General features: G+C 70.1%; 22 protein-coding genes and 3 pseudogenes. 13 read left to right on the top strand and 12 right to left on the bottom strand.

Features of this window, described 5'->3' with window-relative positions; genetic code table 11:
• Window positions 1–318: 318 nt before the first annotated feature.
• Window positions 319–1,656 (top strand): hypothetical protein, encoded by a 1,338-nt coding sequence (locus tag GHR20_RS17450; protein WP_153813690.1) that lies wholly within the window; start codon window positions 319–321, stop codon window positions 1,654–1,656.
• Window positions 1,653–2,981, top strand: coding sequence for a hypothetical protein (locus GHR20_RS17445; protein ID WP_153813689.1), 1,329 nt, complete (start codon window positions 1,653–1,655; stop codon window positions 2,979–2,981). Before GHR20_RS17450 ends, GHR20_RS17445 begins: the two co-directional genes overlap by 4 nt.
• Here GHR20_RS17445 and GHR20_RS17440 read toward each other — a convergent pair.
• Both GHR20_RS17440 and GHR20_RS17435 read right to left on the bottom strand, forming a co-directional pair.
• The gene (locus GHR20_RS17440; protein WP_153813688.1) at window positions 2,950–3,582 is read right to left on the bottom strand and encodes a hypothetical protein; all 633 of its coding nucleotides are present in this window, start codon (window positions 3,580–3,582) and stop codon (window positions 2,950–2,952) included. The two genes, GHR20_RS17445 and GHR20_RS17440, sit on opposite strands and share 32 nt — an antisense overlap.
• 223 nt (window positions 3,583–3,805) lie before the next feature.
• A complete protein-coding gene (locus GHR20_RS17435) occupies window positions 3,806–4,249 on the bottom strand; it encodes a VOC family protein (protein ID WP_153813687.1) in 444 nt (147 codons plus the stop codon).
• A 104-nt stretch (window positions 4,250–4,353) separates the two neighbouring features.
• Here GHR20_RS17435 and GHR20_RS17430 point away from each other — a divergent pair, with 104 nt between their 5' ends.
• Entirely contained in the window at window positions 4,354–5,376 is a 1,023-nt protein-coding gene (locus GHR20_RS17430; protein ID WP_153813686.1) for a YafY family protein, read from the top strand.
• A 218-nt stretch (window positions 5,377–5,594) separates the two neighbouring features.
• On the opposite strand, the gene GHR20_RS17425 is transcribed toward GHR20_RS17430, so the two are convergent.
• The 3 genes from GHR20_RS17425 to GHR20_RS17415 all read right to left on the bottom strand — a co-directional run bounded on the left by GHR20_RS17425 (window position 5,595) and on the right by GHR20_RS17415 (window position 8,262).
• The gene (locus GHR20_RS17425; protein WP_111583234.1) at window positions 5,595–7,226 is read right to left on the bottom strand and encodes a DEAD/DEAH box helicase; all 1,632 of its coding nucleotides are present in this window, start codon (window positions 7,224–7,226) and stop codon (window positions 5,595–5,597) included.
• A gap of 260 nt (window positions 7,227–7,486) precedes the next feature.
• A complete protein-coding gene (locus tag GHR20_RS17420) occupies window positions 7,487–7,693 on the bottom strand; it encodes a cold-shock protein (RefSeq protein WP_111583233.1) in 207 nt (68 codons plus the stop codon).
• 230 nt (window positions 7,694–7,923) lie between these two features.
• Entirely contained in the window at window positions 7,924–8,262 is a 339-nt protein-coding gene (locus GHR20_RS17415; protein WP_153813685.1) for a MerR family transcriptional regulator, read from the bottom strand.
• A 282-nt stretch (window positions 8,263–8,544) separates the two neighbouring features.
• On the opposite strand from GHR20_RS17415, the gene GHR20_RS17410 reads away from it, so the two are divergent.
• The 3 genes and pseudogenes from GHR20_RS17410 (at window position 8,545) to GHR20_RS17400 (ending at window position 10,890) form a co-directional block, all read left to right on the top strand.
• Entirely contained in the window at window positions 8,545–9,186 is a 642-nt protein-coding gene (locus GHR20_RS17410; RefSeq protein ID WP_153813684.1) for an HAD-IB family hydrolase, read from the top strand.
• A gap of 174 nt (window positions 9,187–9,360) precedes the next feature.
• Window positions 9,361–9,915 (top strand): ScbR family autoregulator-binding transcription factor, encoded by a 555-nt coding sequence (locus tag GHR20_RS17405; protein ID WP_243878059.1) that lies wholly within the window; start codon window positions 9,361–9,363, stop codon window positions 9,913–9,915.
• A 149-nt stretch (window positions 9,916–10,064) separates the two neighbouring features.
• Window positions 10,065–10,890 (top strand): annotated as a pseudogene (locus tag GHR20_RS17400) (DNA-formamidopyrimidine glycosylase family protein).
• Between the two features lie 47 nt (window positions 10,891–10,937).
• Here GHR20_RS17400 and GHR20_RS17395 read toward each other — a convergent pair.
• Window positions 10,938–11,525: an NAD(P)H-dependent oxidoreductase gene (locus GHR20_RS17395; RefSeq protein ID WP_153813683.1), complete on the bottom strand. Its 588-nt coding sequence runs from the start codon at window positions 11,523–11,525 to the stop codon at window positions 10,938–10,940.
• Window positions 11,526–11,744: 219 nt separating this feature from the next.
• Between GHR20_RS17395 and GHR20_RS17390 the strand changes: the two are divergent.
• The 5 genes and pseudogenes from GHR20_RS17390 to GHR20_RS17370 form a co-directional block, all read left to right on the top strand.
• Window positions 11,745–12,050: pseudogene (locus GHR20_RS17390) on the top strand (hypothetical protein); the annotation flags it as partial.
• 330 nt (window positions 12,051–12,380) lie between these two features.
• On the top strand, window positions 12,381–12,734 hold the full coding sequence (locus tag GHR20_RS17385; protein WP_153813682.1) for a hypothetical protein: 354 nt from the start codon (window positions 12,381–12,383) through the stop codon (window positions 12,732–12,734).
• Window positions 12,731–14,077, top strand: coding sequence for a hypothetical protein (locus tag GHR20_RS36800; protein WP_194858905.1), 1,347 nt, complete (start codon window positions 12,731–12,733; stop codon window positions 14,075–14,077). The genes GHR20_RS17385 and GHR20_RS36800 overlap by 4 nt, the downstream gene beginning before the upstream one ends.
• 20 nt (window positions 14,078–14,097) lie before the next feature.
• Window positions 14,098–14,811 (top strand): hypothetical protein, encoded by a 714-nt coding sequence (locus GHR20_RS17375; RefSeq protein ID WP_153813681.1) that lies wholly within the window; start codon window positions 14,098–14,100, stop codon window positions 14,809–14,811.
• A gap of 146 nt (window positions 14,812–14,957) precedes the next feature.
• The gene (locus GHR20_RS17370) at window positions 14,958–15,485 is read left to right on the top strand and encodes a hypothetical protein (RefSeq protein ID WP_243878058.1); all 528 of its coding nucleotides are present in this window, start codon (window positions 14,958–14,960) and stop codon (window positions 15,483–15,485) included.
• A 199-nt stretch (window positions 15,486–15,684) separates the two neighbouring features.
• Here the strand turns inward: GHR20_RS17370 and GHR20_RS17365 are convergent, their stop codons facing one another.
• The 3 genes from GHR20_RS17365 to GHR20_RS17355 form a co-directional block, all read right to left on the bottom strand.
• A complete protein-coding gene (locus GHR20_RS17365) occupies window positions 15,685–16,404 on the bottom strand; it encodes a hypothetical protein (protein ID WP_153813680.1) in 720 nt (239 codons plus the stop codon).
• Window positions 16,397–16,903, bottom strand: a complete 507-nt coding sequence (locus tag GHR20_RS17360; protein ID WP_241670633.1) for a SigE family RNA polymerase sigma factor — start codon at window positions 16,901–16,903, stop codon at window positions 16,397–16,399. The genes GHR20_RS17365 and GHR20_RS17360 overlap by 8 nt, the downstream gene beginning before the upstream one ends.
• A 62-nt stretch (window positions 16,904–16,965) precedes the next feature.
• Complete coding sequence (locus tag GHR20_RS17355; RefSeq protein WP_153813679.1) at window positions 16,966–17,979, bottom strand: L,D-transpeptidase; 1,014 nt, start codon at window positions 17,977–17,979, stop codon at window positions 16,966–16,968.
• A 645-nt stretch (window positions 17,980–18,624) separates the two neighbouring features.
• Here GHR20_RS17355 and fxsT point away from each other — a divergent pair.
• Window positions 18,625–21,849, top strand: a complete 3,225-nt coding sequence (gene fxsT / locus GHR20_RS17350; protein ID WP_153813678.1) for an FxSxx-COOH system tetratricopeptide repeat protein — start codon at window positions 18,625–18,627, stop codon at window positions 21,847–21,849.
• 219 nt (window positions 21,850–22,068) lie between these two features.
• Here fxsT and GHR20_RS17345 read toward each other — a convergent pair whose 3' ends face one another.
• Both GHR20_RS17345 and GHR20_RS17340 read right to left on the bottom strand, forming a co-directional pair.
• The gene (locus tag GHR20_RS17345; protein ID WP_153813677.1) at window positions 22,069–22,986 is read right to left on the bottom strand and encodes a restriction endonuclease; all 918 of its coding nucleotides are present in this window, start codon (window positions 22,984–22,986) and stop codon (window positions 22,069–22,071) included.
• 457 nt (window positions 22,987–23,443) lie between these two features.
• Window positions 23,444–23,803 (bottom strand): annotated as a pseudogene (locus GHR20_RS17340) (serine hydrolase); the annotation flags it as partial.
• Window positions 23,804–23,997: 194 nt separating this feature from the next.
• On the opposite strand from GHR20_RS17340, the gene GHR20_RS17335 reads away from it, so the two are divergent.
• A complete protein-coding gene (locus GHR20_RS17335) occupies window positions 23,998–25,041 on the top strand; it encodes a phosphotransferase (protein ID WP_243878057.1) in 1,044 nt (347 codons plus the stop codon).
• On the opposite strand, the gene GHR20_RS17330 is transcribed toward GHR20_RS17335, so the two are convergent.
• Window positions 25,011–26,072, bottom strand: coding sequence for a glycosyltransferase (locus GHR20_RS17330; protein ID WP_153813675.1), 1,062 nt, complete (start codon window positions 26,070–26,072; stop codon window positions 25,011–25,013). The genes GHR20_RS17335 and GHR20_RS17330 overlap by 31 nt on opposite strands.
• Window positions 26,073–26,075 lie beyond the last annotated feature (3 nt).

Below are 26,075 nucleotides of genomic sequence, written 5' to 3'. Positions count from 1 at the left end.
TCATGGTCGGCTCCAGGGAGGTTCGTTGTACGGTCCGGGGCCCGGGCGTGTGCTGACGGCAGGCGAACTGCTCCGTCGGTGCGCGCGTCGGCCACTGGGACCGGGCCGCGGCGAAGTCCCGCCGCTCGCTCCCGTTTCGGTGACCGGTCGAACGCTTGGTCACTCTAAGTAAATGCGCGGCGTTTCACCGCGCATTCGACAGCAGCTGGACCAGTAGGGTTCCTACCCGTCGGGCTCTCATGGCCCATGAACGGCAATTCTGGGAGGACGGATCGTGCGCAGACCACTCGGATGGCCTAATCAGAACGTGTCGCCGTCATGAGCGTCGGTGGGATGGGAATTCCACGACTTCAGGAACTCTCTTACATCGAGACGGCGGCGCTCGCGGTGGCCCGAGGCGACTCGTTCGAGCAGATCCGGGTGGCCATGGTGAACCAGGCCGAGAACGTCGCCCGGGAAGCGGATCTGGACGGTTCGTTCGTCACCGCGAAATGGGATGCGATGCGCTCGGATCACCGGTCACATGTCCACAACACGGTCGACGTCCTGAAAGAGCTGATGCGCCTCGGCTGGGTGAAGCATCATGTGCTGCCCTCCACGCCGCAGTCCGCCTTCGCGCATGGCCATGTGGTCTTCGAGCTGACCGAGCGGGGCTGGGAGTGGACTGCGGCCGTCACCCAGGACAAGCGGGCTGGCTACAACACCTTGGTCGGTGAACTCCTCGCCGCGCACCCACAGTTCGAGGGGTTCCTGCGAGTGGTCGGGGCACGGCCGGACAGTGTGTCGGACCAGCTGACGGTTCCGCTCCTGCGCTGGGAGGAGGGAGTCCATCGCAACGTCGACGAGTTCTTGCCGGCCTTCGTGGCGCACATGGTCGACTGCCTGCGGCGCGGCGGACTGGGGTGGACCGCAGAGCCGGAAGCTGTCGAGACCGCCGTACTCGACTATGCGACGACGGCCATGCGGCGGGTCGAGACGCGGATCAAGCGGTGGGAGGCCCAGCGCCTCGCCGAGGAGAGGAAACGAGCTGCCGGAGCGCTCGAAGAGCGGGAGCAGGGGAGGACGGCCAAGGCGCCGCCGGCGCTGACGCGCAAGCGGATCGCCTCGTTCTGCGAGGAGGCGGCGGTCCGGTTCGCTTTCGCGGCGGCGGGCTGCCCGATGGACTACATCAGCCATGAACTGCTGCGTCGCTGGAGTGGTTTCATGGGCCTGGCCAACTTCAGCTACTACGCGCCCGGCCCGTCCGCCTTGCGGCTCTGGGCCACCGGGAGCGTCACGGGCAGCGGTCCACAGGCCGAGTTCCGGCGGTCGGTCGGGCAGCCTGTGCGGAGCGCTCTGCTGACGGCCCTGCCGCGCATCTGCCAGGAGGAGGCGGAACGCTCCGCAGAAGCAACCGGGTACTGCGCGGTGTGGCGCGTCCGGGCAGCCGCCTGCTGGCAACAGCGCATCAGCAACGCCGAGTTCGACGCCGCGGTCTGTGACGCCTACCGCGGTCATGTCGAGGGTCTTCCCTTCCGGCTGCATCTGGACGAGGCGTCCGCTACCAGGACCCCGGGGTCCACCCGGCCGCTCGTGGTGAAGACCCATCCGGGGGTTCGCCGGGTCTTCCACGTCATGCGCCTCTTCGAGAAGCAGCGGGAGGTCGCGGCCCCGTGACCACAGCGCGCACAGCTCCCGGGATCGTGTGGATCAAACGCGAATGGCGTATGCGGAAGAATCCGTTTCCGTCTACGGGGATGGCCGGGTTCGGCCGTCAGGACGATCGTGAGAACGGGCTTCTCTATGAACCCGGAGTGCATGCCGAGCAACTGCAGGAGGCAGTCGAGAAGTTTATCCTCGGCATGTCGTACTCCGGTCTCAAATTCGGCTACTTGTGGTCGGTCGGCATCGTACCGGGTGACTCCGACGCACGCGGATTTGGAAAGTCCGTCCTCATGCAGCATCTGGCGAGGGAGGTCAACAAAGATTTCGGAGAATGGGCCTATCTTCAAGCCGGCCTGGATGAGGAGGACGCCTCCGAGGTACCGGTCTGCTGTCTGGTCACCGGCTTCGACACGGCCAATGTGCGGTCCCTCGGGGCCGCGCTGTTCGCCGCGGTGGAGTACGCCGTCACCTATTCCGCAGGCGGGGAGGAACGGCCGTTGGCCGAACGGCTGCGGGAGCAGCTGGTCCAGCGGGTGGGCAGCGACGACGTACGCGATCTGGTGAAGGCGGTCACGGACGAGCACCGGTCGATCAAGGGCCGTACGCTCGGGCCGCCCGACGACAAGCTCATTGTCGCGCTGTGCGAGGACGGCGGGGAAGCCGCAGCCGAGCACCTGCGGCTGGTCACACCGGTGTCACGCAGCCGCAACGGCGCCTCCTGCATGGCCACGTTCCTCCTCTTCGCGGCGGCGGCCGGAATGAAACACGTGCTGGTCTTCTGCGATCAGCTGGAGGATCTGGCGAGCACGACGACGGCCAGGGCGAAGCGCATTCTGGAGGTCGAGAAGTTCCGCGACGTACTCGTGGAGACACTGCCGATGGCCGACATGGTCACCATGGTAGTGACCATGCATCCCCGGGCCTCCCTGGCGATCGGCACGGCCTGGGCCCTCGCCGATCTGCCCCCTTTCGAACTGACCGAGGCCAACAGGCAAAGCACCGTCAGGTTGCCCGCCCTGCGAAACGCCGCCCAGGCCGCTCAGCTCCTCAGGCCCTATCTGACAGCGGCCACCAAGGAGGGAACGGTCAGGGAAGAGGGGGACGAGCTTTTCCCGTTCACCCCCGACGCCATCGCCTGCCTCTTCGACCGTTCCACGCGCAAGCCGCGTGATGTCCTGCGCAAAGCGCACATCGTCACTTCTGCGGCAGCGGCCGAGAACCTGTCTCGCATCGATACCGCGGACGTCCTGAGGTATCTGGACACACCGGTGCCGCCTCAGCCCCATGAGGCCGGTCTCACGGGGATTACGAGCGCCATCGACTGGAGTCAGGAGTGATCTCAAGGTCGCGCAGGCGGACGGGCCCTGGCAGTTTGCCGTTCTTCGGCATCGACAGCTTGTGTACGGCGCTGCCCTCGACCCAGTAATTCCACGCCTTCACATAGAGACCGGTCTGGGGGCGGGTCGTCCTTCGGCGACGGCTGGAGCGACCGGGAACGCTCATCGCGTTGCGCAGGGCGAGGCGAGCGTCGCCCGCGTCGCCCTGCGAGAGGTCAGCTCCGGAGGCGAGCCCGGACAACGACTCCTCGACCTGTGTCGCCGAGGTGCTCCCGTCCACGGTGACGCAGTACCCAACGGCATCGGCGGTGGGCAGGATATGAATTTCGGCTCCGAGCCGGCGCCCGACGGCGGCTGCGCGCCGGTACCCGTCCGGGTCCTTCGCGAGTGCCTCGAGCATCTGATCGTTCGACATCCGGGACTTGGGGCCCGTCCACGGAGCGTTCGGCAGGTTCAGATAGAGGTGGACGTGGCGCACGGTGGAGGCGAGCAGCGCCGCGTCCTTCTCACCGCTGAGTGACAGGGTGTCCGCCGCGCTGCGCCGACGCCCGGTGTCGAGGACGGGCAAGGTCTCCCGGGACATGTTCTCGAAGACCATCATGGGAACTGCCGCCAGCCGCCAGCCTCGGTCCGCCACCCGCCCGCCCCAGACCGGGGCTCCGGGGCCGGCATCCGTTCCTCGTGCCGTGCATCGGTCGCCCCGCACAACTCCCGTCCGCTCACCGGCCGTTCCGGCGCACGGTGAATCGGTGGAACCGCCGCGCGACCGGTCCCCCCGTCCGTCCCGCAGGCCCCTCGCGTCCCTCCGAAACGGCCCCCGGGGACTATCGCGAGCGGTCGTGGGCGGGGGTGACCGGCCGCGCGGACCCGCGGCCCGCGAACTTCTTCACGGCCGCCGGGGTGACGGGCGTGAAGAAGTTGACGAGGTTGCCGTCGGGGTCGCGCAGCAGCAGTGAACGGTTGCCCCAGGGCATCGTGGTCGGCTCGGTGACGAACTCGGTGACGAAGCCGGACAGGTCCCGGTGGACGCGGTCCACGTCGTCGACCAGGAATTCCGTGATCACGCTGTGGTTGTCGGCCGGGCGGGCCGAGCCGGGCGCGAACAGCGGGACGGTGCGGGTGCCGGCGATCGCGAGCGTGGCGCCCGCGGGCCTCAGTTCGGCGAAGTCCTCGGTGGCCCAGTCCGCCCGCACCCCCAGGGCGCGTTCGTAGAAGGCGACGAGACGTGCCACGTCGCCGGTGATGATGCGGATCGAGACGAAGTCCATGGGTTCTCCCTGGCTGGGCTGGAGGCGTGCTGCGTCCCGCAGGCTAGGAGAAATAGGGGACAGAATCGGTCCGCTATCGGGTTTCACGGCGTTAGATTGTGCGCATGCCCCGACCCACCGGCCGCGTCCTGACCCTGCTCGACCTGCTCCAGTCGGGCGGCACCCGGACGGTGGCCGAACTGGCCGACCGCCTCGGCGTCGAGGGCCGGACCGTGCGCCGGTACGTGAACCAGCTGATCGACCTGGACGTGCCGGTGGAGTCGGTGCGCGGCCGCTACGGCGGCTACCGGCTCGCCCCCGGGTACCGGCTGCCGCCGCTCATGCTCAGCGACGAGGAGGCGCTGGCCGTCCTGCTCGGCCTGATCGCCGGGCGCCGGGCGGGGCTGACGACGGCGCAGCGCACGGCGAACGAGACCGCCGCGGCGAAGATCCGGCGCGTCCTGCCCCGGCACGTCGCCGCCCGCCTGGACACCCTCCTGGACGCTTTGGCCTTCACGGACGAGCCCGGCACGTCCAGGGCCCCGGACCCCCCGGACAGCGCCGTCCTCCTCGGCCTCGCCGACGCGGTGCGCCACCGCAGGCCGGTCTCGATCCGCTACACCGACCGCGAGGACCGCCGCAGCGAACGCACCCTGCACCCGTACGGGATCGTCGCCCACGCGGGCCGCTGGTACGTCACCGGCGAGGACGCCGCACTGACCGAGGACCGCACCTTCCGCCTGGACCGCATCACCGCCACGCGCACCCTGCCCGGCACCTTCGAGGCGCCCTCGGGCCCCGACCCGGCCGAGCGCGTCAGGGCCGCCTTCGCCACGGCCGAGTACCGCCACCGGGTCACCCTGCGCGTCCACGGCGCCCCGGCCCGGATCCGCACCCGGCTCCCCGCCACCGTCGCCACCTTGAACGACCCGGCAGCGGACGCGGGCGCGGACCCGGACGCGGACCCGGGGACCGAACGCTGGCTGCGCGTCGAGCTGCGCGCCGAACGCCTCGACTGGCTCCCCCCGCTCCTCGCCTCCCTGGACCGCCCCTTCGTGATCGAGGGCCCGGACGAACTGCGCGCCCTCATGGCGGAGTTCGCCGAGCGGCTGACGTCCCGCGCCCACGCCCGACCGGGCCCGCCGTGATCCAGGGCATGCCGCCTGGCGCGCCCGGCCGCGCGGCGCCCCTCCCCCGCCGCGCCCGGCCGCGCGATGCCCCTCCCCGCCGCGGCCTCGTCACCACCGATGCCAAAAAAGACGCGTCCTCGGACCTGTCGAAGGCCCGAGAACGCGTCCACTCGTCTCGTCAGCGTGTTCCCGCCACGGGTCGGCACTCCAAGGCCCGTCCCGTCAGCGCGTACCGGCTACGGGTTGGTCCTGCGGGGCCGGCGCGCCTGCGCCCCGCCCCGGCCGTTCCCGCCGCGGCCGGCGGCACCCTGACCGCCCTGGCCGCCACCGCTCTCGCCGCGCACGGCGGCACCCTGGCCGCTCCTGCTCCGGCCCGCGCCCTGCCCGTTCGCGCCGCCGCGGCCGGTCGCCTGGCCCGTGGCGCGTCCGGCGCCGCCCTGGCCGCCGCGGCCCCGGCCACGGCCCCGGCGACGGCCGGTGGAACCCTCGCCGCTCTCGCGGCGGTCGTCGGCCGGTACGGCGAGGACGACCGGTATGCCGGAGGGCGTCCGGGCGCCGGTGATGCGCTGGAGCTCGTCCTCGCCGGGGCGCACCCGGGCGGTGCGCGGGGTGATGTCGGCGTCGGTCATCAGCCGGTCCATCGCGCGCCGCTGGTGCGGCAGCACCAGGGTGACGACGGTGCCGGACTCGCCCGCGCGGGCGGTACGGCCGCCGCGGTGCAGGTAGTCCTTGTGGTCGGCCGGGGGGTCGACGTTCACGACGAGGTCGAGGCCCTCGACATGGATGCCGCGGGCGGCGACGTTGGTCGCCACCAGCGCCGTGACCTGGCCGTTCTTGAACTGCGCCAGCGTACGGTCACGCTGCGGCTGGGACTTGCCGCCGTGCAGGGCCGCCGCGCGCACCCCGACGGACAGCAGGTGCTTGGCCAGCCGGTCCGCCGCGTGCTTGGTGTCCAGGAACATGATCACGCGGCCGTCGCGGGCGGCGATCTCGGTCACGGCGTCGTGCTTCTCGGTGTCCCGCACCTGGAGCAGGTGGTGCTCCATCGTGGTGACCGCGCCGGCGGACGGGTCGACCGAGTGCACGACCGGGTCGTGCAGGTAACGCCGCACCAGGAGGTCGATGTTGCGGTCCAGGGTGGCCGAGAACAGCAGCCGCTGACCACGGGCCGGGACCTGGTCGAGCAGTGCGGTCACCTGCGGCATGAAGCCCATGTCGGCCATCTGGTCCGCCTCGTCGAGGACGGTGACGGCGACGTGGTCGAGACGGCAGGCACCGCGGTCGATCAGGTCCTTGAGGCGGCCGGGGGTGGCGACCACGACCTCCGCGCCGGCGCGCAGCGCGCTGGTCTGGCGGCCGATCGACACACCGCCCACCACCGTGGCGAACCGCACGTGCAGGGCGCGGGCGTACGGGGCGAGCGAGTCGGTGACCTGCGTGGCCAGTTCCCGGGTCGGTACGAGGACCAGGGCGAGGGGCTGCTTGGGCTGGGCCCGCTGCCCCTGCAGCCGGGCCAGCACGGGCAGGCCGAAGGCGAGCGTCTTGCCCGAGCCGGTACGGCCCCGGCCCAGGACGTCGCGGCCCGCGAGCGCGTTCGGCAGGGTGGCCGCCTGGATCGGGAAGGGCTCGGTCACGCCCTCGTCGACCAGTGCCTTCAGCAGCTGCTCGGACATGTCGAGATCGGCGAACGCCTCGACCGCGGGCAGCGGTTCGGTGACCGTGGTGGGCAGGGCGAACTCCTGCCGGCGCGCGGCGGGCCGGGCGCTCTGGCCGGTCTTGCGGCCGCCGGTGCCGGGACGGGGGCGCGCGGACCTGCGGGGGGCGCGGAGGTCACCGGTGGTGCCGTTGGTGCGACGGGTGCGGTTCATGGGGGAACCCTCCTCGATGCGGCGTATCGAGGAATTCCGTCCGGCGGTGCCGACCGCGTGAGGATTCGCAAGAATGAGCCGAAGAAATGGTGAAGAGCCGGGCCGCTCTTGGCGCTGGAGACGTCCGCCTTGGCACTGGAGTCGTCCAGGAAAAGGCCGGGGCCCGGAAAAAGACAATGAGCTGGGGCCCGCACCCCGAGAGCGCGGGCCCCAGCCTCATGATGTGCGAGCCGCTCGGCTCGCGACGACGCGTGTCAGCGTCAGGCGACCGGAACGATGTTCTCGGCCTGCGGGCCCTTCTGGCCCTGCGTGACGTCGAAGCTGACCTTCTGGCCTTCCTGAAGCTCACGGAAGCCGGAGGTGGCGATGTTCGAGTAGTGGGCGAACACGTCAGCGCCGCCGCCGTCCTGCTCGATGAAGCCGAAACCCTTTTCCGAGTTGAACCACTTCACGGTGCCAGTTGCCATGTGAATCTCCCTTTGGGGGCAGTGCCGGACTTCGCACCTTGCGAAGCCGAGTCGCCGCTGTGATCACCCCTCCGGAAAGATCCGGAAAGCTCTGCAAAGAAAAAATTCTCTGGCAACCAAAACTGCAACGCGTATCACGCTAACACACGTCCCCTGGCGGCACCGTGGGGTTTTCCGGCGGTCCGGCCGATTCTCGTCCCACCGTGCTCAGCAATTCTGCACCGGCGGGACTAGATATCGGTACCGCGCGCGTCCAGCTTCCGACGCAGTTCCTGGTTCAGCCGGCGGGCGTCCGTCAGCTGGTCCTCCAGCGAGACGATGCGGCACGCGGCCTCCACCGGAGTGCCCTGGTCGACCAGCTCCCGGGCGCGGGCGGCGACGCGCAGCTGCCGACGGGAGTAACGGCGGTGCCCGCCCTCCGAACGCAGCGGGACGATCAGTCCGGTCCGGCCCACGGCCCGCAGGAAGGCGGGGGTGATGCCGAGGACGGCGGCGGCCCGCCCCATGGTGTAGGCGGGGTAGTCGTCGTCGTCGAGATTGCCGACGCCGGGGGCGCTCTCAGCGGGCATTGACACCTTCGTTCCAGGGACTGCGGCGAGGGGCCCGACGCCCGCCCACCATGGATCCGGCGCCGTTCACCTCGTAGGACCACATTAGTGCCGCCGTACGAGGAGATGTGTCCCGGCCGCTGCACTTTTTCGCGCGTGCCGGACCGGCCGGGCCGCACGGCCCCGCCGCGGGGACCGGCTCGGGAAAACACCCTTCTGGTGCACAAGCCGAGGTGATACCTTCGCGAAGGAATTTTTATCAGCGCCCGGCACCCCGCCGGGCCCCGAGGGGAGGTTCCGACGATGACGGTGCTGGCAGGAACGGGGAGCACGGCGCTGGCCGAGGACCGGGGGCAACCCGCCCACCTGGTCTTCTGCGATGTCGACGAGACGCTGATCGACCGCAAGAGCATGTTCGACTTCCTGCGCTTCCGGCTGGTGCGGCGGCACGGGGACGCGGGGGAGGAGCGGTACCAGCGGATCGCCGGGGAACTGCGGGAGCGGGCCGCGCGGGGCGCGCGCCGCGAGGACGTGAACCGGGCCTACTACCGCGCCTACGCCGGGGAGGGCGTGGCCGAGACGGCCGCCCTCGGCAGGGAGTGGTTCTCCCTCGCCGCCGCGGACCCCGGGTTCTTCATCGCCTCCACTGCGGCCGAACTGGCCCGGCACCGGGCCGCCGGCGCCGAGATCGCGCTGGTCTCGGGGTCCTTCGCGCCCTGCCTCGACCCCCTCGCGGAGCACATCGGCGCCCGGCACGTCCTGTGCAGCGCGCCCGTCGTGCGCGAGGGCCGCTACACCGGCGAGCTGACCGAGCCGGTGATCGGCGAGGGCAAGCGGGCGGCGGCACTGCGGCTGCTCGCCGGGTATCCCGGCGTCGACCCGCGCGACTGCTACGCCTACGGCGACCACCCCTCGGACGAGCAACACCGGCACGACTCTTCCTGACGTCGGACCGCCGCTTACAATACATTCCCGAAGGTATCTTTCAAGGAGCGCCCGGAGGATGGACAGCATGGCCGTGGAACCCAGTGCCCCCAGGCCCCTGCCCGACCGGGGCACCGCCCCCCGGCACCGGGACACGGGCCTCAAGCAGCAGCGTGCCGTGCGGACCCGGGGCAGGTGCTCGACGCCGCGGCGGAGGCGTTCGCCACCCGGGGCTTTCCCACCGTGACCGTGCAGGACGTGGCCGAGCTGGCGGGGGTGACCAAGGGCGCGGTCTACTTCCACTTCGCCAACAAGGAGGCGCTCGCCCTGGCGGTCGCCGAGGAGTTCTACCACCTGCTCGGGATCATCGGGCAGGAGGTGAAGGACGCCGGCCTGCCCCCGCTGGCCGCGGTGGCACAGCTGCTGACGCGCACCGCGGTCGCCTTCCGCGACGAGACGATGGTGCAGGCGGGCGCGCGGCTCCAGATCGAGCGCTCGCTGATCGGCGCCGAGCTGCCGATGCCGTACCTCGGCTACACCGAGTCCGTGACCGGCTGGCTCCGCCAGGCCCATGAGGCGGGGCAGCTCCCCGGGTCCGTGAACCCCGAGGCCACCGCCCGGGTCCTCGTCTCCGCCTTCTTCGGCGCCCAGCACATGTCCTGGGTGCTCAACGACCGCGCCGACATCGCCGAGCGGGTGCGGGAGATCCTCGCGGCGGTGGTGCCGGCGGCGTCGGCGGGGAAGGCGTAGGGGGAGAGAGCCGGGAAAGCCGAGAGGGCGGCGGGAGCGGCGAGGGGGACGGGGCCGCCCCGTTCGGCGGGTCCGGCCCGGATCGAGGGAGGTTCCCATGAACCCTGGCATCCCCGCCCCGCGGACCGGTCCGCGCGCCCGCCCGCGTCATGCCTGAGCTGCCGGACGTCGAGGGGTTCCGCCGGGTGCTGGAGTCCTGCGCCCGGGGCCGCGTCGTACGGCGGGTCGAGGTCCGCGACACCGGTGTCCTGCACGGCGTCGGCGCGCGCGGGCTGCGTGACGCGCTGGAGGGGCGGCGGTTCGCCGAGCCGGAGCGGCAAGTGGCTGCTGGCCCGGACCGACGGACCCACCCTGCTGCTGCACTTCGGCATGACCGGCCTGCTGCTGTGCGACGACCCGGACGCCCCGGCCGCTGGCCCGGACGCCGCGCCGGACGCCCCGGCCACCCCGCCCCAGGCCCATGACCGCGTCCTGTTCACGCTGGACGACGGCCACCGCCTCCGCTACCGCGACCAGCGCAAACTCCGCGGCCTGTGGCTGGCCCACGACGAGTCGGACCTCGACCGGCTGCTCGCGCGCCAGGGCCCCGACGCGCTGACGGTCGGCCGGGACGACCTCGCGGCCGCCCTCGCCACCCGCCGCGGCCGGCTCAAGACCACGCTCACCGACCAGTCCGTCCTCGCCGGCCTCGGCAACCTGCTCGCCGACGAGATCCTGTGGCGGGCCCGGCTGCGCCCCGACCGCCGGGCCCGCGATCTCACCCCGGCCGAACTGCGCCGCCTGCACGCCCGGATGCGCGCCACCCTGCGCTCCGCGGTGCCCGCCGGCCGGGTCCCGCCCAGCGCCTCCTGGCTCACCGGCCACCGCGACGACCCGGACCCGGTGTGCCCGCGCTGCGGCACCCCGCTGCGCCGCACGCGCATGGGAGGCCGGGGGACGGTGTGGTGCCCGCGGTGTCAGGGGGACGGCGACTGAGCCGCTCCCGGCGGCCCGGCCCCGAAGCCCGGCGTACAGCCGTCGCCCTAGTCCCCTTCCGGGTAGTCCGGGTAGAGGGCCGGCCGGGCCTCACGGGCGAAGAACGTCTTGGCCCGTACGACCGCCCGCTCGTCGTCGAGCACCTGCCCCGGCTCGGTGCCGTTGCCGAGCAGCACGCCGCCGAAGTTCATCCCCAGATAGGCGGCCGAGTGGTGCAGGGTGAGCTCCAGCGGCCGGGCCACGTTCTCCTCGCGGTGCGCCATCGCCGTCACGCCCCACAGGGTGCGCCCGGCCATCGCCGCCTTGAAGCCCGGGTCCGGCGTGGACAGCCACTTCGACCAGTAGTCGAGATAGCGCTTGGCGTACGAGGACACGGAGTACCAGTACAGCGGGGAGACGATCACGATGTCGGTGGCGGCGAGCGTCGCCTGCCGCAGCGTCTCCTCGTTCTCCTGCTCCGGCCAGGGCATGTCGGCGTGCCGGGTGTCCACGAAGTCGGGCAGCGGCAGCCGCGTCAGATCCAGCCAGCGCCGCTCGGTCGCCGCCGGCAGCTGCTCGGCCGCGGCCCGGGCCAGCAGCTCGCTGTTGCCGCCCTGCCGGGCGCTGGCGAGAAGGAAGAGAAACGAACGGTCCACGTGAACCCCCCGAGTGCGTACGGCCGAGTACCTCAGGTGCAACTCCACGCGCCGACACGGTATTTCCCGCCGCCGTCATCGCGCCCCGGCCCACGGGAGCGGCTGCCCCGCCCGCCGGAATCGCGACTGACAGATCGCCAAAGCGGTGCTTATGTTGCTCGCGATGAAGAACTTCTCCTCGTACGGATTGGGGGAATCGTTCGCTCAGGGTGAGTGCTGATGGCACCTCACCTCGCGGACGACCTTCCGCCCCACCTGCTGATGTGGCAGCGCGTGCGCGAGTACGCCGTGCCGCCGTCCATGATCGAGACCGCGACCGCACGCCGTGCGGCCGGCGACTGGGCGGGGGCCTGCGCCGCCGCCCGGATCGACACCGATCTCGATCTGCGCGCCGTGCGCCACCGCCACGGCACCGAACTCACCGCCCGATTGCGCGCGGACCTGCGCCGGCTGGCCCCCGATCTGCTGCGCTGGCACATGCCCCGGATCGCCCCCGACGGACTTCTCCGCCCCGGCCTGACCCTCCGCCCCACCCCCTGCCGCACCGTCATCGGCCTCTTCCCCCGCCCGACCCACCCCACGGACGACGAGGACCCCGACCACACCCCGGACACCCCACCGTCCTGGGCGCGGGTGGTCACCATCGGCTGAGGGGGACTCCGTGGTGCGCGGAGCTTTCCCGACAAGGTGAGTCAGTCATCGCAGAGTTGACGCGAACTTCCCATGAGGGGACAAAGTCCCTATACACTCCGCAGACCTTGTTCGGCTCTCGCGCGGCAGCTGTCGGTCGTGACGTGGTGGCGGCCGATCAAGGCGGCTCCACTGTCTGTCAGTCGAGGGGAACAGCGGCACGTCATGACCGACCGCGGTGAGGTCCTGGACATCAAGATTGCCGACATCAAGGCGACTGCACCCCGGTTCCACCATCAGAGCGTCGCCCTCGCGCATGCCCTGGCGAAGCTGAAGCAGGGCCTGGAGACAGCCGGTTCGCCGTGGGGCGGCGATGAGCAGGGCGAGAAGTTCCACCAGGCGTACGGCCCGCACGTCCAGCGGATCGAGCATGCGACGCGGATCCTGGCCGATGGCCTGGCCGGCATCCACGAGGCGATGACCGACATGGCCGACGGCCATATCGCCAACGAGGAGTTGATCCGGGACATGTTCCGCGGCGTCCGCATCGGGCACGGCGGCACGGGCGACGGCGGGTGAGCGCCGCGGACAAGGCCCGTGAGGTCGTACAGGACCTCACCGGCACGTGGTGGCCCGCCGCCGACGAGGGCGGACTGCGGGACGCGGCGAGGGCGTGGCGGGGCTTCGCCGACGACGTCGACGATGTCACCGTGGCCGCCGACAGAGCGGCCCGGTCGCTCATCGAGCACAACAAGGGGGAGGCCGTCTCCGCCTTCGCCGATCCGTTCTGGCGCCGCTACCACCGGGACGGCAGCGGCTGGCTGAAGGACCTGGCCGAGGCCGCCCGCGCCATGGCGAAGGCACTCGACACCTATGCCGACTCCGTACACAGCGCGCGGAAGAAGCTGGAACACGAACTGGAGATCGTCGGGGCGACCCTCGTCGCCGGCACCGCGCTGGCCCTGTTCACCGCGGGCATCTCGGAGGGCGCCGCGGTCGCCGCCGCGGCCACCGTCGCGGACGTGGCCGCCGGTCTCGGCGTGGCCGTGACCGAGGAGATCGCCGCCATCGCGGGCACCACATTGGCCACCGCGGCCTTCGCCGGTGTCGAATCCGTCACCGTGGACCTGGCCGTCGCCCAGCCCGTCTCCGTCGCGCTGGGCGAGAGCAAGGGCTTCAGCCTCGACGAAGCCGCCGACGCCGGTCTCTACGGCATGGCCTTCGGCGGGCTGTTCGGCGCCGGGGCGGGCACGGTCAGGGCGGCGACGGAAGCCGGTGACCTCGGCTCCTTCTTCGCCGGTCCGGCCGGGTCCTCCCGGCCGGGTGCCGGGCTTCCCGGCGAACTCGACGCGCTCGGTCCGGACCAACTGCGCCTGATCCGCCAGGACGACGACTTCGGCGGCACCCACAACTCCGTGGGGCTGAGGAAGTCCCGCTTCGATCCGGACAGCGGAATCGTCCCGGCGGACCCGGACGGCGGGATCACCCCTCTCCAGCATGTGCTCGGCGGCAAGAACAGGGCCGCCAAGGAATCCAGCCAGTACACCTCCTTCGCGCCGAAGGACGGCACCGGCAAGGTGTACGGGAGCCAGGAGATCGACCTCGACTACCAGCGGCTCCAGAAAGACATCGACGCGGGGCATGTGCACGGCGTCGAGGTCCTCCCTCCAGCACAGGTCCAGCGATCCATCGGCGACGAGATCGACCGGGCCGCCGGACACCCTGTCGAGGTGCCGCCCACGCTCAAGCCGCACGAGGTCCCCGACTTCGTCGACGGCCTCGGTCTGAGCAGGGGCAAGTCACGTAAGGTGACCGACAGGGTGATGGCCCTGCTCAACACCCGCCGGGACGGCGAGTGGCTGATCAGCGGTGTCGTACCGAAGGAGTACGTCACCGGTCCCTACGCCACCTCGCGACCCTGACCCCGGAAAGGAGCGCCCCCGTGCCCGACGACGCCCCCTGGGAGCCGGATCCCGTGCTGAGGGATCTCCTGTTCACCGACTTCGACGGCGCGCCCGCCGACCCGGACGACGTCATCGCGGACGCCCTCGACGGCGGTTACCGGGAGCGCACGGCGGGCCTGGTGACGATCCTGCGCGACGAGCACGCCGACCCCGCCGCGCGCTTCCTCTCCTGCTGCGCGCTCGCCTCATGGGCCGACCCGATCGGCTACGCGACGGTCGTGGACGCGGCCCGCGCGCCGGACGAACCGGCGTGGCGCGGTCAGTCGTACGACCGTTTCCACAGCCAGGACGACACGTTCGCGCAGCTGGCCGAGGCGGTGGGCCGCAGCCGTGACATGGTCGACGAACGGGGCACCGCGGCCGAGCGCGTCGAGGCCGCGCGCGCACTGATCCGGATCGCGGACCGTGTCCAGCTCGACCGGGGGGCGAACGACCTGCTCTACCCGGAGATCGTCTCGGCGTGCGACGACGACCTGGTCGCCGCCGTCGACCGTGGCATCGACCGCCTCGCGGCAGGCAACCCGCCCGACTGGGACCTCGGCCTGCAACTCGCCCTGTTCATCAACGCGCTTGCCGCGTCCCGGCCGTCCTGGGCCGCCGGCGCCCGCGACCGCCTGTCGGCCGCCCACCCCGGCGATCGCGCCCTGCGCGAACTCACCGAGTCGGGCGGCAGCTCGCTCTGGCTGCTGTAGGCCAAGCCCTCGGCCTGACCCTCCCCTCTCATCGCCGGCGACCTCAACTGGCAAACAGCAGACCGGCCTTACCAACCCCGCCCCGGCACCGGTCAGCCTGGCGCCCCCCTGGTGCCCCCGCCGCCCGATGCCCCAAGCTGACCCGCATGGACTCGCTGCCACTGCTCTCCACCCTGGCCGGTGCCGCGATCGGCATCGTCGCCACCGTCGTCGCCGACCGGAACCGGTGGAAGCACGACGACGCCAAGGAAGCCCTTCGGCTGCGGCTCGACATCTACACGCAGTACACCACCACCGTGAAGGTCCTCGGCGAGACCCTGCGCGCCCTGGCCCAGCGGGAGCACCCGTCCGACGACGAGCGGGCCCTCGCGCTGCGCGAGGCGTTCCGGGACTCGGGCATAGGCATCGCCTCGGAACGGATGTGGCTCATCGCCCCCCAGCCTGTCGTCAAGGCGTCCAACGGCGTCTTCCACTGCCTGCGCCGCATCTGCGACGGTTACGTCGCCGGCACCGCGGTCAGCAGCCCGGAGGACCGCGCCCGCTGGGAGGCACGCGGCCTGGCCGCGGCCAGGATGCGCAAGCTCATGCGCGAGGACCTCGGCGTCGGCCCCCTCACGGAACGCCACAGCCCCCTGCTCGACGACCACGACGAGCCCACCGGGCAGGGAGAGTGAGGCCGCGGAGTCGTCGTAGTACCTGAGGTGCTGACGCCCCGTCAGGCCGCAGCGACAAAGGAAACCCCCACATGCCCGCAGCCCCCGCACCCCCGCCCGGACCGAGAGGCCCCCGGCCGGTACCGAGAATTCATCGGTGAGCTTTGTGCTCTCGCTGACGAGGCTGCCGGGCACTGCCCGACCGGCTGACATGACGTGGTCAGTGGGTGCCGGTGACCGGTCGGCGGTCGGAGCACATGGAGTCGGGCTGTGCGTTCGCGGCCTGCCAGCCCTTGATGTCCACCCGCGTGCCGGGCCCGACGGCGTCGTACAGCTCCTTGCCGGTCTCGTACGGGAGGACGAGGGAGCCGGAGGTGTTGCGGGCGACGCTGAGGAAGGTCTCGGAGGGGTCCAGGGCCCAGAACAGCAGCCGCTCGTGGTGATCGCGGTCGGTGAAGGTGACCGCCCACCGCTTGAGCGGCGATGCCATGCCGCTGCCGGCCGGACCGGGCATGGCCAGCGTGCGGTACTTGGCGGTGACCGTGACCCTCGTCTCGCCGATCGGGCAGACGGGCACGGGCACGGCGATGCCGTACGGCGTCCCCTTGACCTCCACGGATTGGGAGTTCAGGTCGACCGTCACCCGCTGGACGGGCGGAGGGGACGGGACGGGCCGGGGGGTGTGGGACACGGACGTCACGGGAGGCGCGGCCGGCTTGGCGGGGGAGTCGAGGACGCCGGTGGTGACGACGGTGAGGGCCGCCGCCGCGACGACGGTGACGGAGAGCGCGGCGCGTCGGTTGCGGCGCCGGCGTACCGCCTGGTCTCTGACCTGCGCGCCCGAGGTCGGGACCGGTGCCCTGCCGTCTTCGGCCAAGCGGCGGAAGCGGGCGGACAGTTCCGACTCGGTCAGCGACTGCGGGGGCTGCTGCTCAGGCACAGGCTTCCTCCGTCGGGTGCGGTGCTTCGCTCACGAGGTGAGCGGCGAGTGCGGTGCGGCCGCGTGAGAGGCGCGCCTTTATGGTGCCGGGAGCCGCGCCGGTCTCGGCGGCGATCTGCTCCACGCTCAGATCGCACAGGTGATGCAGCACGACGGCGGTCCGCTGGGCTTCCGGCAGGCACCGCAGAGCGGCGACCAACGCCACGTGGTCCGGGCTCGGTTCGGCCACCGGCCGCGGGGCGTGCTCGCCCCGGACCAGCTGCCACCAGTGGCGCGCTCGCCGCCACCGGCTCATCGCCAGGCGGTGTGCGACCGTGCGGAGCCATGCCTCGGGATCCCGGTCGCCGTTCAGGACGGACGCCCGCCTGTCCCAGGCGCGGATGAACGCCTCCTGGACCACGTCCTGGGCCTCTGCCTGGTCGCCCGTCAGGGCGTACAGCTGGCCGACCAGCCGCGGATAGGCAGCCGTGTAGAAGAGGTCGAACTCGGCTTCGGTCACCTGGTGGTGCTCTCTCGCTGCGGCGCGGGGCGGGTGGTGTACCGCCGCCGTTGCGACGGGGGTCATGCGGTCGTGGTGGCGCCCGCGGCGCTGTGGTCGAGCCACTGCTGCCAGGTCAGGTTCCAGTCACCGTAGCCGTTCCCGGCGGCGACCGTGTCCTTGTCCGACCCGGTGACCTTGATGACGTCGCCGACCATGACCTGGCCGTAGAAGCCCTTGGCGGTGGTGGTGGCGAGGCCGACGCAGCCGTGGGTGACGTTGCTGTGCCCGGCCGCCGTGTCGGCGTGCGGGTTCTGGTGCACGTAGGTACCGGACGTCGTCAGGTGCAGGGCCCAGTAGTAGTAGCCGTGGTACGTGTCGTTCGGGCCCATGCCCACGGTGCGGGAGTCCATGAACACCTTGGGCTGCTTGTCCATCACGACCATCGTCCCCTTCCAGGTGTCCAGCCCCGGCTTCCCCGCGGTGATCGGGACGCGGTTCGTCCTCCCGCCGGTGTCGACGGTCATCATGTCCGTCTTCGTGTCGACGGTGGCGATCAGCGAGCGGCCGATGGTGAAGCGGCTCACGCCGTGCGAGCCCCGGCGCAGAGTGACCTTGGTGCCCGGCTTCCAGTACGTGCCACTGGGGCGGAAGTCCACCCGCTGCCCGTCCAGGAGGTTCCTGTCCCGCACCCAACTCCAGGCGCCGGTGGTGCCGGAGGAGGTCTGCACGCGCAGCCAGCTCTCCACGGCCTTGCGATCGGCGGTGGGGACCGGCCGGGGGAAGGTGACGGAGATCGGCATGCCCACACCGACCGTGTCCCCGTCGGATATGTGCACCTGCGCCCGCGCGAGCACGGCGGGCTCCGGCACGGACGGGGCGGACCGGCCGCCGGACGGGTCGCCCTTGCCGTCCTTGTGGCCGCCCCCGGCCTTCGCGGCCGCCGCGGCGGACGCCTCGGCGTCCGGTGTGCCGGCCGTCCGAACGCCGGTACCCGCGTCCGCCGAGCAGCCGACGGCCGAGAGCAGAGCGACACAGGCCGCGACAGCGGCCCCGAGACGGCCGACGGCCCGCCCGGCCGAACGGTTCGAGTGCATGAGGAACTCCCCGTGAGCTGTGGTTGTCGACTCCTCTACGCACGGGCTCGGCACCGGGTTGCATCGCATCGGAAACTTTTCCGGCCCGCGCCGCTTCACGGGCAGGAACAGCAAAAAGGCCCAGGTCTCCGACCTGGGCCTCAATCATGGAGCGGGTGACGAGAATCGAACTCGCGCTCTCAGCTTGGGAAGCGACGGCGCTTGGGCGGGTGCTATGCCTCTGACCTGGGCATACGTCATCTCTTCGGGTGGTCGTGCGGGTCGGTTTGCGCCGCTGTTGACCGCTGCTTTCCGCTCTTAAGGGCACGCTATGGGCACGACGTCGCTGAGCTGTCTGGCTAGGGGCGTGGGTGGTGCTTGCGTCGGCCGATCACCGCTGTTTCCCGGGCGGCTCGACAGCCTCGGTCGCGATTGCACATGTCGCAGGAAGTTGTCGGTCCCGGCACCCGTCGACGGTGACCATTTCGCCGACGAGCAGGGTGTCCATGCAGCCGATGTTCCCGACGCGAACGGCCGCGAGGGGGTGCGACGGTACAGCAACTCCTCAGCCGGTCCCGGGTGTTCGCGGTTTGATCAGCACCATTGTCAGAGGGGTGCGGCAGACTGTCGGTGATTCCTGTGGGAGCCGAGGTGAGGAGCTGACTGGTGAACACCCCCAGGCAGTCTGGCCTGTTGATCCGGTACGCCCTGGATACTCTCGGGGAGCGTAACGCGCATCACGAGTTCGAACAGCTCTGTCTCGACGTGGCCCGTCTGGTGCTCGTGAGCAATTTGGTGCCGGCGACCGGCCCCGTGAGCAGCGGGGGCGATCAGGGTCGGGACGCCGAGAGTTTCTGGACGAACCTTGTCGCGTCACCGTCGCCGGTCTCGGCTTTCGCGCGCCTGGCTTCCAGGGAGAAGGTCGTCTTGGCCTGCACGATCCAGAAGGACCGCGTCCCCGCCAAGATCAGACGGGATTTGGCCTCAATCTGCGGTCAAGGCAGTCCCGTACACCGCGTGTTGTACTTCACAGTGGCCCCGGTGCCGGTCAGCACACGACACACGCTGGAGGACGAGGCGCGCGATGTCCACCAGGTCAAGCTGGAGATCTTCGATGCAGTTGCTCTGACAGATCTCCTGACCAGGCCCGAGCTCTACTTCCTGGCCGAGCGATATCTGAGTCTTCCGCCGCTGCCGGGTATGAGCACCGCGTCCGTCGGCGACCTGTCGGTGGCGGTGCCCGAGGACTTGGTCGAGCACCGGATCCGAGGGCGGGAGGTGCTGCTGACCGCGTTGGAGGAGCGGGTGGCGAATGCTGGCGGGCGATTGGTCCTATGCGGGATGGGCGGCACCGGCAAAAGCACGGTCGCGCTGGCGCTCGCTCGACGGGTCGCCGCACAGCGGACAGTGTGGTGGGTCGACGCCGCGACCCCGTCTGCCTTCGTGGCGGCGTTGCGAGAGGTCGCCGTACAAGCAGGGGTGGAGCGCGCCGAAGCGCGTGAGGTGTGGCGCAACCACGAGGCGGCCCGGGATGTGCTGTGGGACGCTCTGAACAGCTCGACCGCTGGGCCCTGGCTGCTGGTCGTCGACAACGCCGACGACCCGGCCGTGGTGCGGGACTGGATCAGGCAGCCGGTCGCGGGCAACATGGTGGTGGTGACGAGCCGCGACCAGAACTCCGGCTCTTGGTGGACGTCGGCGGCGGTCCATGCCGTTGCCCCGATCTCCGAGGCCGAAGGCGCCGAGATGCTCCGTGAACTGGCGCCGGACGCCGGCTCTGAGCGCGATGCAGTACACCTGGCGCGGCGACTCGGCGGCCTCCCTCTCGCTCTGCTACTCGTGGGCAAGTATCTGGCGATGACCAGCGGCGACCTGGTGCTCCCCGAGTCGGAGGTTCCTCGGACATTCACTGCGTATCGGGACGCACTGGACGCGGAGTTCGCCGAGGCGGTCGCAGCGCTGCCACACGATCCACACGGCCCGCTTGCCCGTACATGGGAGATGTCGCTGGATCTACTGGAGATGCGGGGCATAATGGCCGCGCGGCCACTGTTCCGGCTGATCTCGTTCTTCGCACCTGAGCCGCTGCCGGTCGCCCTGCTTCGTAGGAGCGTGCTCGCTACCGCAAACGACTTCAAGGACTTGTCCTCTCCCGGGCTCGAAGCTGCGGTACGCGGTCTGCTGGGGTGCGGACTGCTGCACCGTCGGCGCTTCGAGGGGCTCGGTTCGACGGCCGAAACTTTGATCGTCCACCCGCTCGTCCGGGAGATCACCCGTACCCAGCCGGCCGCCGTCGAGGCGGCACCGTTGTACACGACGCTGTCGACCGCCCTGCTCGCGATGGTGGCGAAGGGGCTCGACCCGGTAGCCCCGGCGAACTGGCCTATGTGGCGGCTGCTGCTGCCGCACTGCGTCCACGTGGCGGCAGACACGACGCACGCTGCCTGGCTGGAGCACCGGATGCGAGGCGATCTCGCGAACCGGGCGGCGGTGTACGCGCAGCAGTCAGGCCAGTGGTCAGTGGCGGAGGAGCAGTTCAGCCATGCCCTGACCGCGTACGCACGCACCGCTCCCGATGACGGTCCCAGAACCGTCCTGGCGGCACGGCACAACTTCGCCCTGCTGAAACGCGATCAAGGTCGTCTCGACGAAGCGGAGGCAGACTTCGGTGACGTTCTGCGCACAGCGACGCAGGTCCTCGGTCCGGATCACGAGAACACGTTGACCGTTCGCCACGAATTGGTCCGGATTCGCCTCCAGCGGGGAGACGTCGAGGGCGCGCACGCGGAGTTCTCTGGACTCGTTCCGCATCTGACCGCCGTCCTGGGCCCCGAGCATTCGACCACCCTCGCGGCGCGCCACGAACTTGCCAGAGCGCTGCGTGGCCAAGGAAACCTCGCCGAGGCCCGCAGCTCGTTCGAGCAACTGCTCCCCGACATGGCGAACGCGCTGGGCGACACCTCTCCCACCACGCTCATCGCCCGCCACGAACTGGCGGACCTGCTGCTCGAACTCGGTGAGGTCGAGCAGGCCCTCGTCGAGTTCGAGGCGACTCTCCGCCTGGAAGGACAGACGCTGGGCCACGATCATCCGAGCACTCTGGTTACCCGGCACAACGTCTGCTACGCGTTTCTGCATCTCGGTCGGTTCGACGAGGCGGAGGCAGAGCTGCGCGATATCCACGCGACGTGGGCCCGTATTGCCCCCCGAGGGCATACGTCCTCCCACCGGGCCCGGGGTACTCTCGCTGGGTTGCTCGCCGAGACGGGAAGGCCCGCCGAGGCCGAGGAACATTTCCGTGCTGCGGCCGAGGCATTGGCAGCAGCGCTTGGTCCCACTCACCCTGAGACAGTCGACGCTCGCCTGGGCCACGCCGACACGCTTCGTCTGCTCGACAGACACGTCGAGGCCCAGGCCGTGCTGCAGTCCCTGTCGACCTATCTCCTTGCCTCCCACGGCACCGGCCACCCCATTCTGCTCTCGGTGCGTCGACGCCTGGCGGACCTGTACTTCGAGCTAGAGCAGGACACCGCCGCCGAGCATCAGCTGCGGCTCTTGGCTGAGGCGCAAAGCGACGTCCTGGGCGCGAGGCACCCTGATACCTTGAGAACGCTCAGTCAGGCGGCGGCGGTCGCTCTGCGTCAGGGCCGAGTAGGCCTTGCCGCTCGCGAACTGGATGCCCTGGTCGACCCACTGGCCTCGCACCTCGGCAGCGACGACGAGGAAACCCTGAGCGCCCGGCTGAACTTGGCCTACGCGTATCTGCTCCTTGGCGAACCCGCAGCGGCAGATCGGCAACTGATCGATGTCGTGATGGTGTACGAGAATGGTTGTCGCGCCCCGGACGGGCTGTTGGCATCTGCACGGGACATGCAACGCCAACTCGGCTAAAACTGCTCTGAATTGGTTCCAGGCATGGTTGGCATGAGCAGTCGGCACGGCCACGGCCACGCCAACGTCCTCGTCGCCCAAACCCTCGCCGAGGGCAGCGGCAAGTGATCAGGCTGGGACGCTGAGCCTGTCGGTCAAGCTCAGCGTTTCGGCATGGTCCGCCTCGCCTGTGCTGCTTCGGGGGCGTCGCTTGGGGGCGGATCGTCGGCTACCAGCGCCCTAGACGTAGCTGGGGACACTCTCGTAGTACCGGTAGTGATCCGCGTCATAGGCGTCGTGACCTCTGTTGACCTTCCTGAAGGTGATCTCGAAGTTGTCGTACTGGCCGTCGTCATAGGAGACGCCATCGTCGCCGAGCCGCTGACGCAACGTGTACTCGTCCATCGGCCGCTCGATCTCCTCAGGCTGCCAACTGCGGTAGCCGTACAGGTAGTCGAGATACCAGACGAATCCGCCGTGCTTGTCGTCGTAGAAGACACCCCGCGGGCGAATCTCGTGCCCAACGGGCAGTGAGATCGAGGCGACCCTGTCCAGGCGTTCGTCGATCCAGCTGAGCGGGAATCCGACCGCGCTCCCGTGTCGGTTGGCGACACGGAGGTAGAAGCCCCGGGTGATGCCAATGAACCGGTTCGGCTCACTGGTGGCGAAGACCTTCCAACCGCTGGCTTCGGCGCTCACCGGGAAGAACCGCTGGGCCACCGCCCAGCCTCGGGGACTCGCGAGCATTCGTTCGAGCTCCACCCCGTCCCACACGTGGGTGTGCACGCCCTTGGTTCGCTCGATCGATTCCAGCCTCGTTACCAGAGCGCTTGAAGGTTGGGTGGAGCAGACGAGGAGGAACCCATCAGCGTCATGCTGAGAAACGGCATCCACGATGCCGCCAATGCTCCCAACGTCCTCACCGTTGACCGAACGTCCGGCACCATCCTTGGCGTGGGCCATGTGCTTGCAGGAGATCACCCATCTCCGTGTCTTCGCCCCGAGCAGGGCATCACCTGGTTCTTCCAGGAGGAGATCGCGTCCGCCGTCGGCTCCCCGACCGGACCACTTGGCTCTGTAGCCGAGAGCCAGGGCGAGCTCTCGGACTAGTTGCTCCAAGCCCTCGCCATCTGGCGCCAACTCGCGAAAGTCGAGCATGGGTGCTCCCTGTCAGTGAAGTGCGGTGTCGATCAGTATGGGCGGACGCCCTGCGCTGAGCGGGCGGGGCTGGGCAGCGCTGGGCTTGTTGGTTGAAGGACAGGCTTACCAGCCGTCACTGACACGGCTGATCTGTCGCTTTGAGTAGTCAAGTGGCGGGCTCCCGCCGGCTGTGCTCCGGTCGATCGCACCCAGGCCGAAGTCGCCGGGCAATCGCAGGCCCTCACGATCACCACAGCCAGAGAGCGCAACCGGTGAGTCGAGAGTGGTTCAGTTCAAGCGTCGCGGCGAGGGCCCGGCCACTGGCCCTACTTGGCTGGCGCGCTGCTGCGGGCACACAACCATGCCGGTGAGGTGACCCCTGACATGCTGGCCGGTGATGTGGTGAAAGCGGCCTTAGAACAACCCGAGGCCCCCGTCCTGATAGGACGAGGGCCTGGCGGCTGCCGTGGCACGATCACCGGCTGACCGCCAACGGCGGTTTAGCCCCCTTACAGAAAGCCAGACCACGAAACTTGTTGCGGATGACCGTCAGTGGCTGGCGGGCGCGGGTGTAATGGAGCTTGTTGGTCAGCAGGTCCGCCACCTGTCCTGGGCGGGGGAGACCCACATGCCGGTGCCCGTGGGTGGTGCCGAGGGCTGGGTGCCAGAACAGGCCGCGCTCGGGCTGCAGGTCGCCGGTCTGCACGGTCAGGGAGTAGGCGCTCCACTCTGGCGCCGAAGCCGGCCTCTGCGGCGCGGTGGTGGGGTTGAGCAGGTAGCGCAGGAAGACAGCCAGGTCGTCGAGGACGGTGAAGGTGCCGGCGATGCCGCACAAAGTCGCGGCCGTCGCCGTCGCTGCCCAGCACGCAGGGCCCCTTGGCCTCGACGGCGCTGACCAGCCCAGTGATCACCGAAAAGAGTGACCGAGGTCCGCTCTGTTGACGAAGAGGGTGGAAGTGCCAGGAAGAGCTGCAGGCGTCCGAGTGATCGTTGTGCTCGGATGGGGCGTGCTCGCGTATCGTCCGTGGGGTGATTGATGCCACCGTGGCGGCCCGAAGCGATATCGCCGAGAGCGTGCTCGGAGAGTTGATCGATGCCTTCGGCCTCGGAGAGGTGCGAGAGCGCCGCTATCTTGCTGACGGGCTGATGAACGCGAACTGGAGGCTGGACACCCCGGTCGGGCAGTTCGCTTTGAAGCGGGTCACGGATGTCTCGCTGGAGCGGGTGCAGCGCAATCTTGGCGTGCTGGCGACCCTCAGTGCTGATGGTGTTCCGGTGAGTGCCCCTGTCCCCACGATCTCGGGGTCGCTGGTGGCGCAGGTCGAGGGTGCCGCCTGGTGTCTGTTCCCGTGGGTGGCCGGTTCTCATCTCCGAGGTGTTGATCTCATCTTGTCCCAGGTGAGCGCACTGGGCACCCACCTGGGACGTCTGCACATGAGCCTGGGCAGGGCTTGCGGTCGAGGGCTGCTGCCCGGGGTGCCAGAGACGATCACCGTAGACGTCACGTCGCCGGAGCGGGCGGTGGAGAAGGCCGAGCGGCTGTCCGCAGCCGTACGCGACAAGGGCACAGGCAGCGACTTCGACAAGGAAGTCGCTGCTGCCTTGGACCACCGGCGGGCCCTCGTCCTCAAGTACGCCGATCATCGTCCGCGATCTGTGACGCCTGAAGGTGGTCACGGGTGGACGCATGGTGACGTGCAGTACCGGAATCTGCTCTGGCAAGGCGGGGAACTTGCCGGCGTCCTGGACTGGGACCGGATCGCGGTGCGCCCGTACGCGGAAGAGGTCGTACGGACAGCGCAGGTGCAGTTCGGCGTGGGCGGGGTGTTCGACCTCGCGCGGGTCTCCGCGTTCGTCGAGGGGTATCGGTCGGTGGTGCCGCTGGAGCCGTCTGCGCTGGTGGATGGTGCTCGTCGGCTGTGGTGGAAGCGAATGACGGACTTCTGGCAGCTGGAGTTCCACTACGACCGCGGTGACTTCTCCTTCGATGAGCTGTTCACCGCGGACGAGGCGTTGCTGCACTGGTGGACAGACCGGCTGGATCAGGTCGAGGGCGCGTTCGCCGCAGGGTAGATCCCGAGGCGTTCGAGGTCCGGTAGACGGGGGCGGGTGAAGGCGGTCGCTCGTTGCCGAGCTTCCTTTCCCAGGGTGTGGTGGTCGGCGGCGCGGAGGGCCTCCGCCCACTCCTCCGCGCCGGCCTTGGCGGAGAGCACGATCCCCGTGTTGCCCAGGGCTTCGGGGATGCCGCCCCGGTCGGTGCCGATGCTCGGGGTCCCGTGCAGTGCAGCTTCGATGATCACGCGGGGGAAGGCGTCCTCCACCGTGGAGGGCACGAGCAGGAGGCGGTGGCTGCGGTAGAGGGGACTCATGTCGTAGACCCTGGGCATGTAGGTCACGTTGGGGTAGCTGGCGAACTCCTCGGTGGTGTTCCACCAGCCTTCCACCAGGGTGAAGCGCTGCTCGGGCATGCGTCGGATGAGCTGGTGAAGGAGGTCGGCGCCTTTCGCCGGGATCGGGTTGACCATGAGCACGGCGTTGGTTCGCTCGCGGCGGCGCTGCCCCGGCTCCGGCAGTGTGAAGGGCGGGTACAGGACGGACAGCCGGGTGCCGTCGGTCCGGGGCGCACGTCGGAGAACGAATTGGGAGACGGCCAGTCCATGGTGCGGGCGCCCGGTGAGCACGCCGAGTCCCGTCTTGGAGACTGAGTGCAGGATGCCTGCGACGAGGGCGCTGGGCCGGGCTTGGGCGGCGATGCCGGCCGCGCCTTCCTGTGAGGTGAACACTACGTCCGGCCGCACCCGGGCCAGAAGGCGCTGCAGAACTGACGTGATCTTCTGCTGCGGCACTGCGATGCAGTCCATTCCGTTCCACCTGTAGCGCAGCTCCTCCTGGGACTCCTCGTACGCGGTGTCGTGCTCGTCGAGGAAGGTCCGCACCTGGGTGACCTGTGGGGCCCGGTCCCAGGGCGCTTGGTGGGAGCCGAGGTAGACGGTGCGCCATCCGGCTGCCGCGAGTTCTTCGGCGAGGAGTTGCTGGGTGACCTCGGCTCCGCCGATGAGGAACGGAGGCGGGGTACGCCGCCAGGCGAAGAGGGCTGTGGGCATCGG

The organism is Streptomyces sp. SUK 48, assembly GCF_009650765.1.
In the GTDB taxonomy this organism is placed as follows: Bacteria; Actinomycetota; Actinomycetes; order Streptomycetales; family Streptomycetaceae; genus Streptomyces.
This window is presented reverse-complemented; position numbering and strand designations above follow the sequence as displayed.

Excerpts from the sequence above, each read along its gene's own strand:
- GHR20_RS17370 (WP_243878058.1), top strand. The coding sequence starts at position 14,958 with ATGGACTCGCTGCCACTGCTCTCCACCCTGGCCGGTGCCGCGATCGGC.
- GHR20_RS17430 (WP_153813686.1), top strand. The coding sequence starts at position 4,354 with ATGCCCCGACCCACCGGCCGCGTCCTGACCCTGCTCGACCTGCTCCAG.
- GHR20_RS17355 (WP_153813679.1), bottom strand. The coding sequence starts at position 17,979 with ATGCACTCGAACCGTTCGGCCGGGCGGGCCGTCGGCCGTCTCGGGGCC.
- GHR20_RS17415 (WP_153813685.1), bottom strand. The coding sequence starts at position 8,262 with ATGCCCGCTGAGAGCGCCCCCGGCGTCGGCAATCTCGACGACGACGAC.
- GHR20_RS17420 (WP_111583233.1), bottom strand. The coding sequence starts at position 7,693 with ATGGCAACTGGCACCGTGAAGTGGTTCAACTCGGAAAAGGGTTTCGGC.
- GHR20_RS17435 (WP_153813687.1), bottom strand. The coding sequence starts at position 4,249 with ATGGACTTCGTCTCGATCCGCATCATCACCGGCGACGTGGCACGTCTC.
- GHR20_RS17425 (WP_111583234.1), bottom strand. The coding sequence starts at position 7,226 with ATGAACCGCACCCGTCGCACCAACGGCACCACCGGTGACCTCCGCGCC.
- GHR20_RS17410 (WP_153813684.1), top strand. The coding sequence starts at position 8,545 with ATGACGGTGCTGGCAGGAACGGGGAGCACGGCGCTGGCCGAGGACCGG.
- GHR20_RS17330 (WP_153813675.1), bottom strand. The coding sequence starts at position 26,072 with ATGCCCACAGCCCTCTTCGCCTGGCGGCGTACCCCGCCTCCGTTCCTC.
- GHR20_RS17345 (WP_153813677.1), bottom strand. The coding sequence starts at position 22,986 with ATGCTCGACTTTCGCGAGTTGGCGCCAGATGGCGAGGGCTTGGAGCAA.
- GHR20_RS17385 (WP_153813682.1), top strand. The coding sequence starts at position 12,381 with ATGACCGACCGCGGTGAGGTCCTGGACATCAAGATTGCCGACATCAAG.
- GHR20_RS17440 (WP_153813688.1), bottom strand. The coding sequence starts at position 3,582 with ATGATGGTCTTCGAGAACATGTCCCGGGAGACCTTGCCCGTCCTCGAC.
- GHR20_RS17450 (WP_153813690.1), top strand. The coding sequence starts at position 319 with ATGAGCGTCGGTGGGATGGGAATTCCACGACTTCAGGAACTCTCTTAC.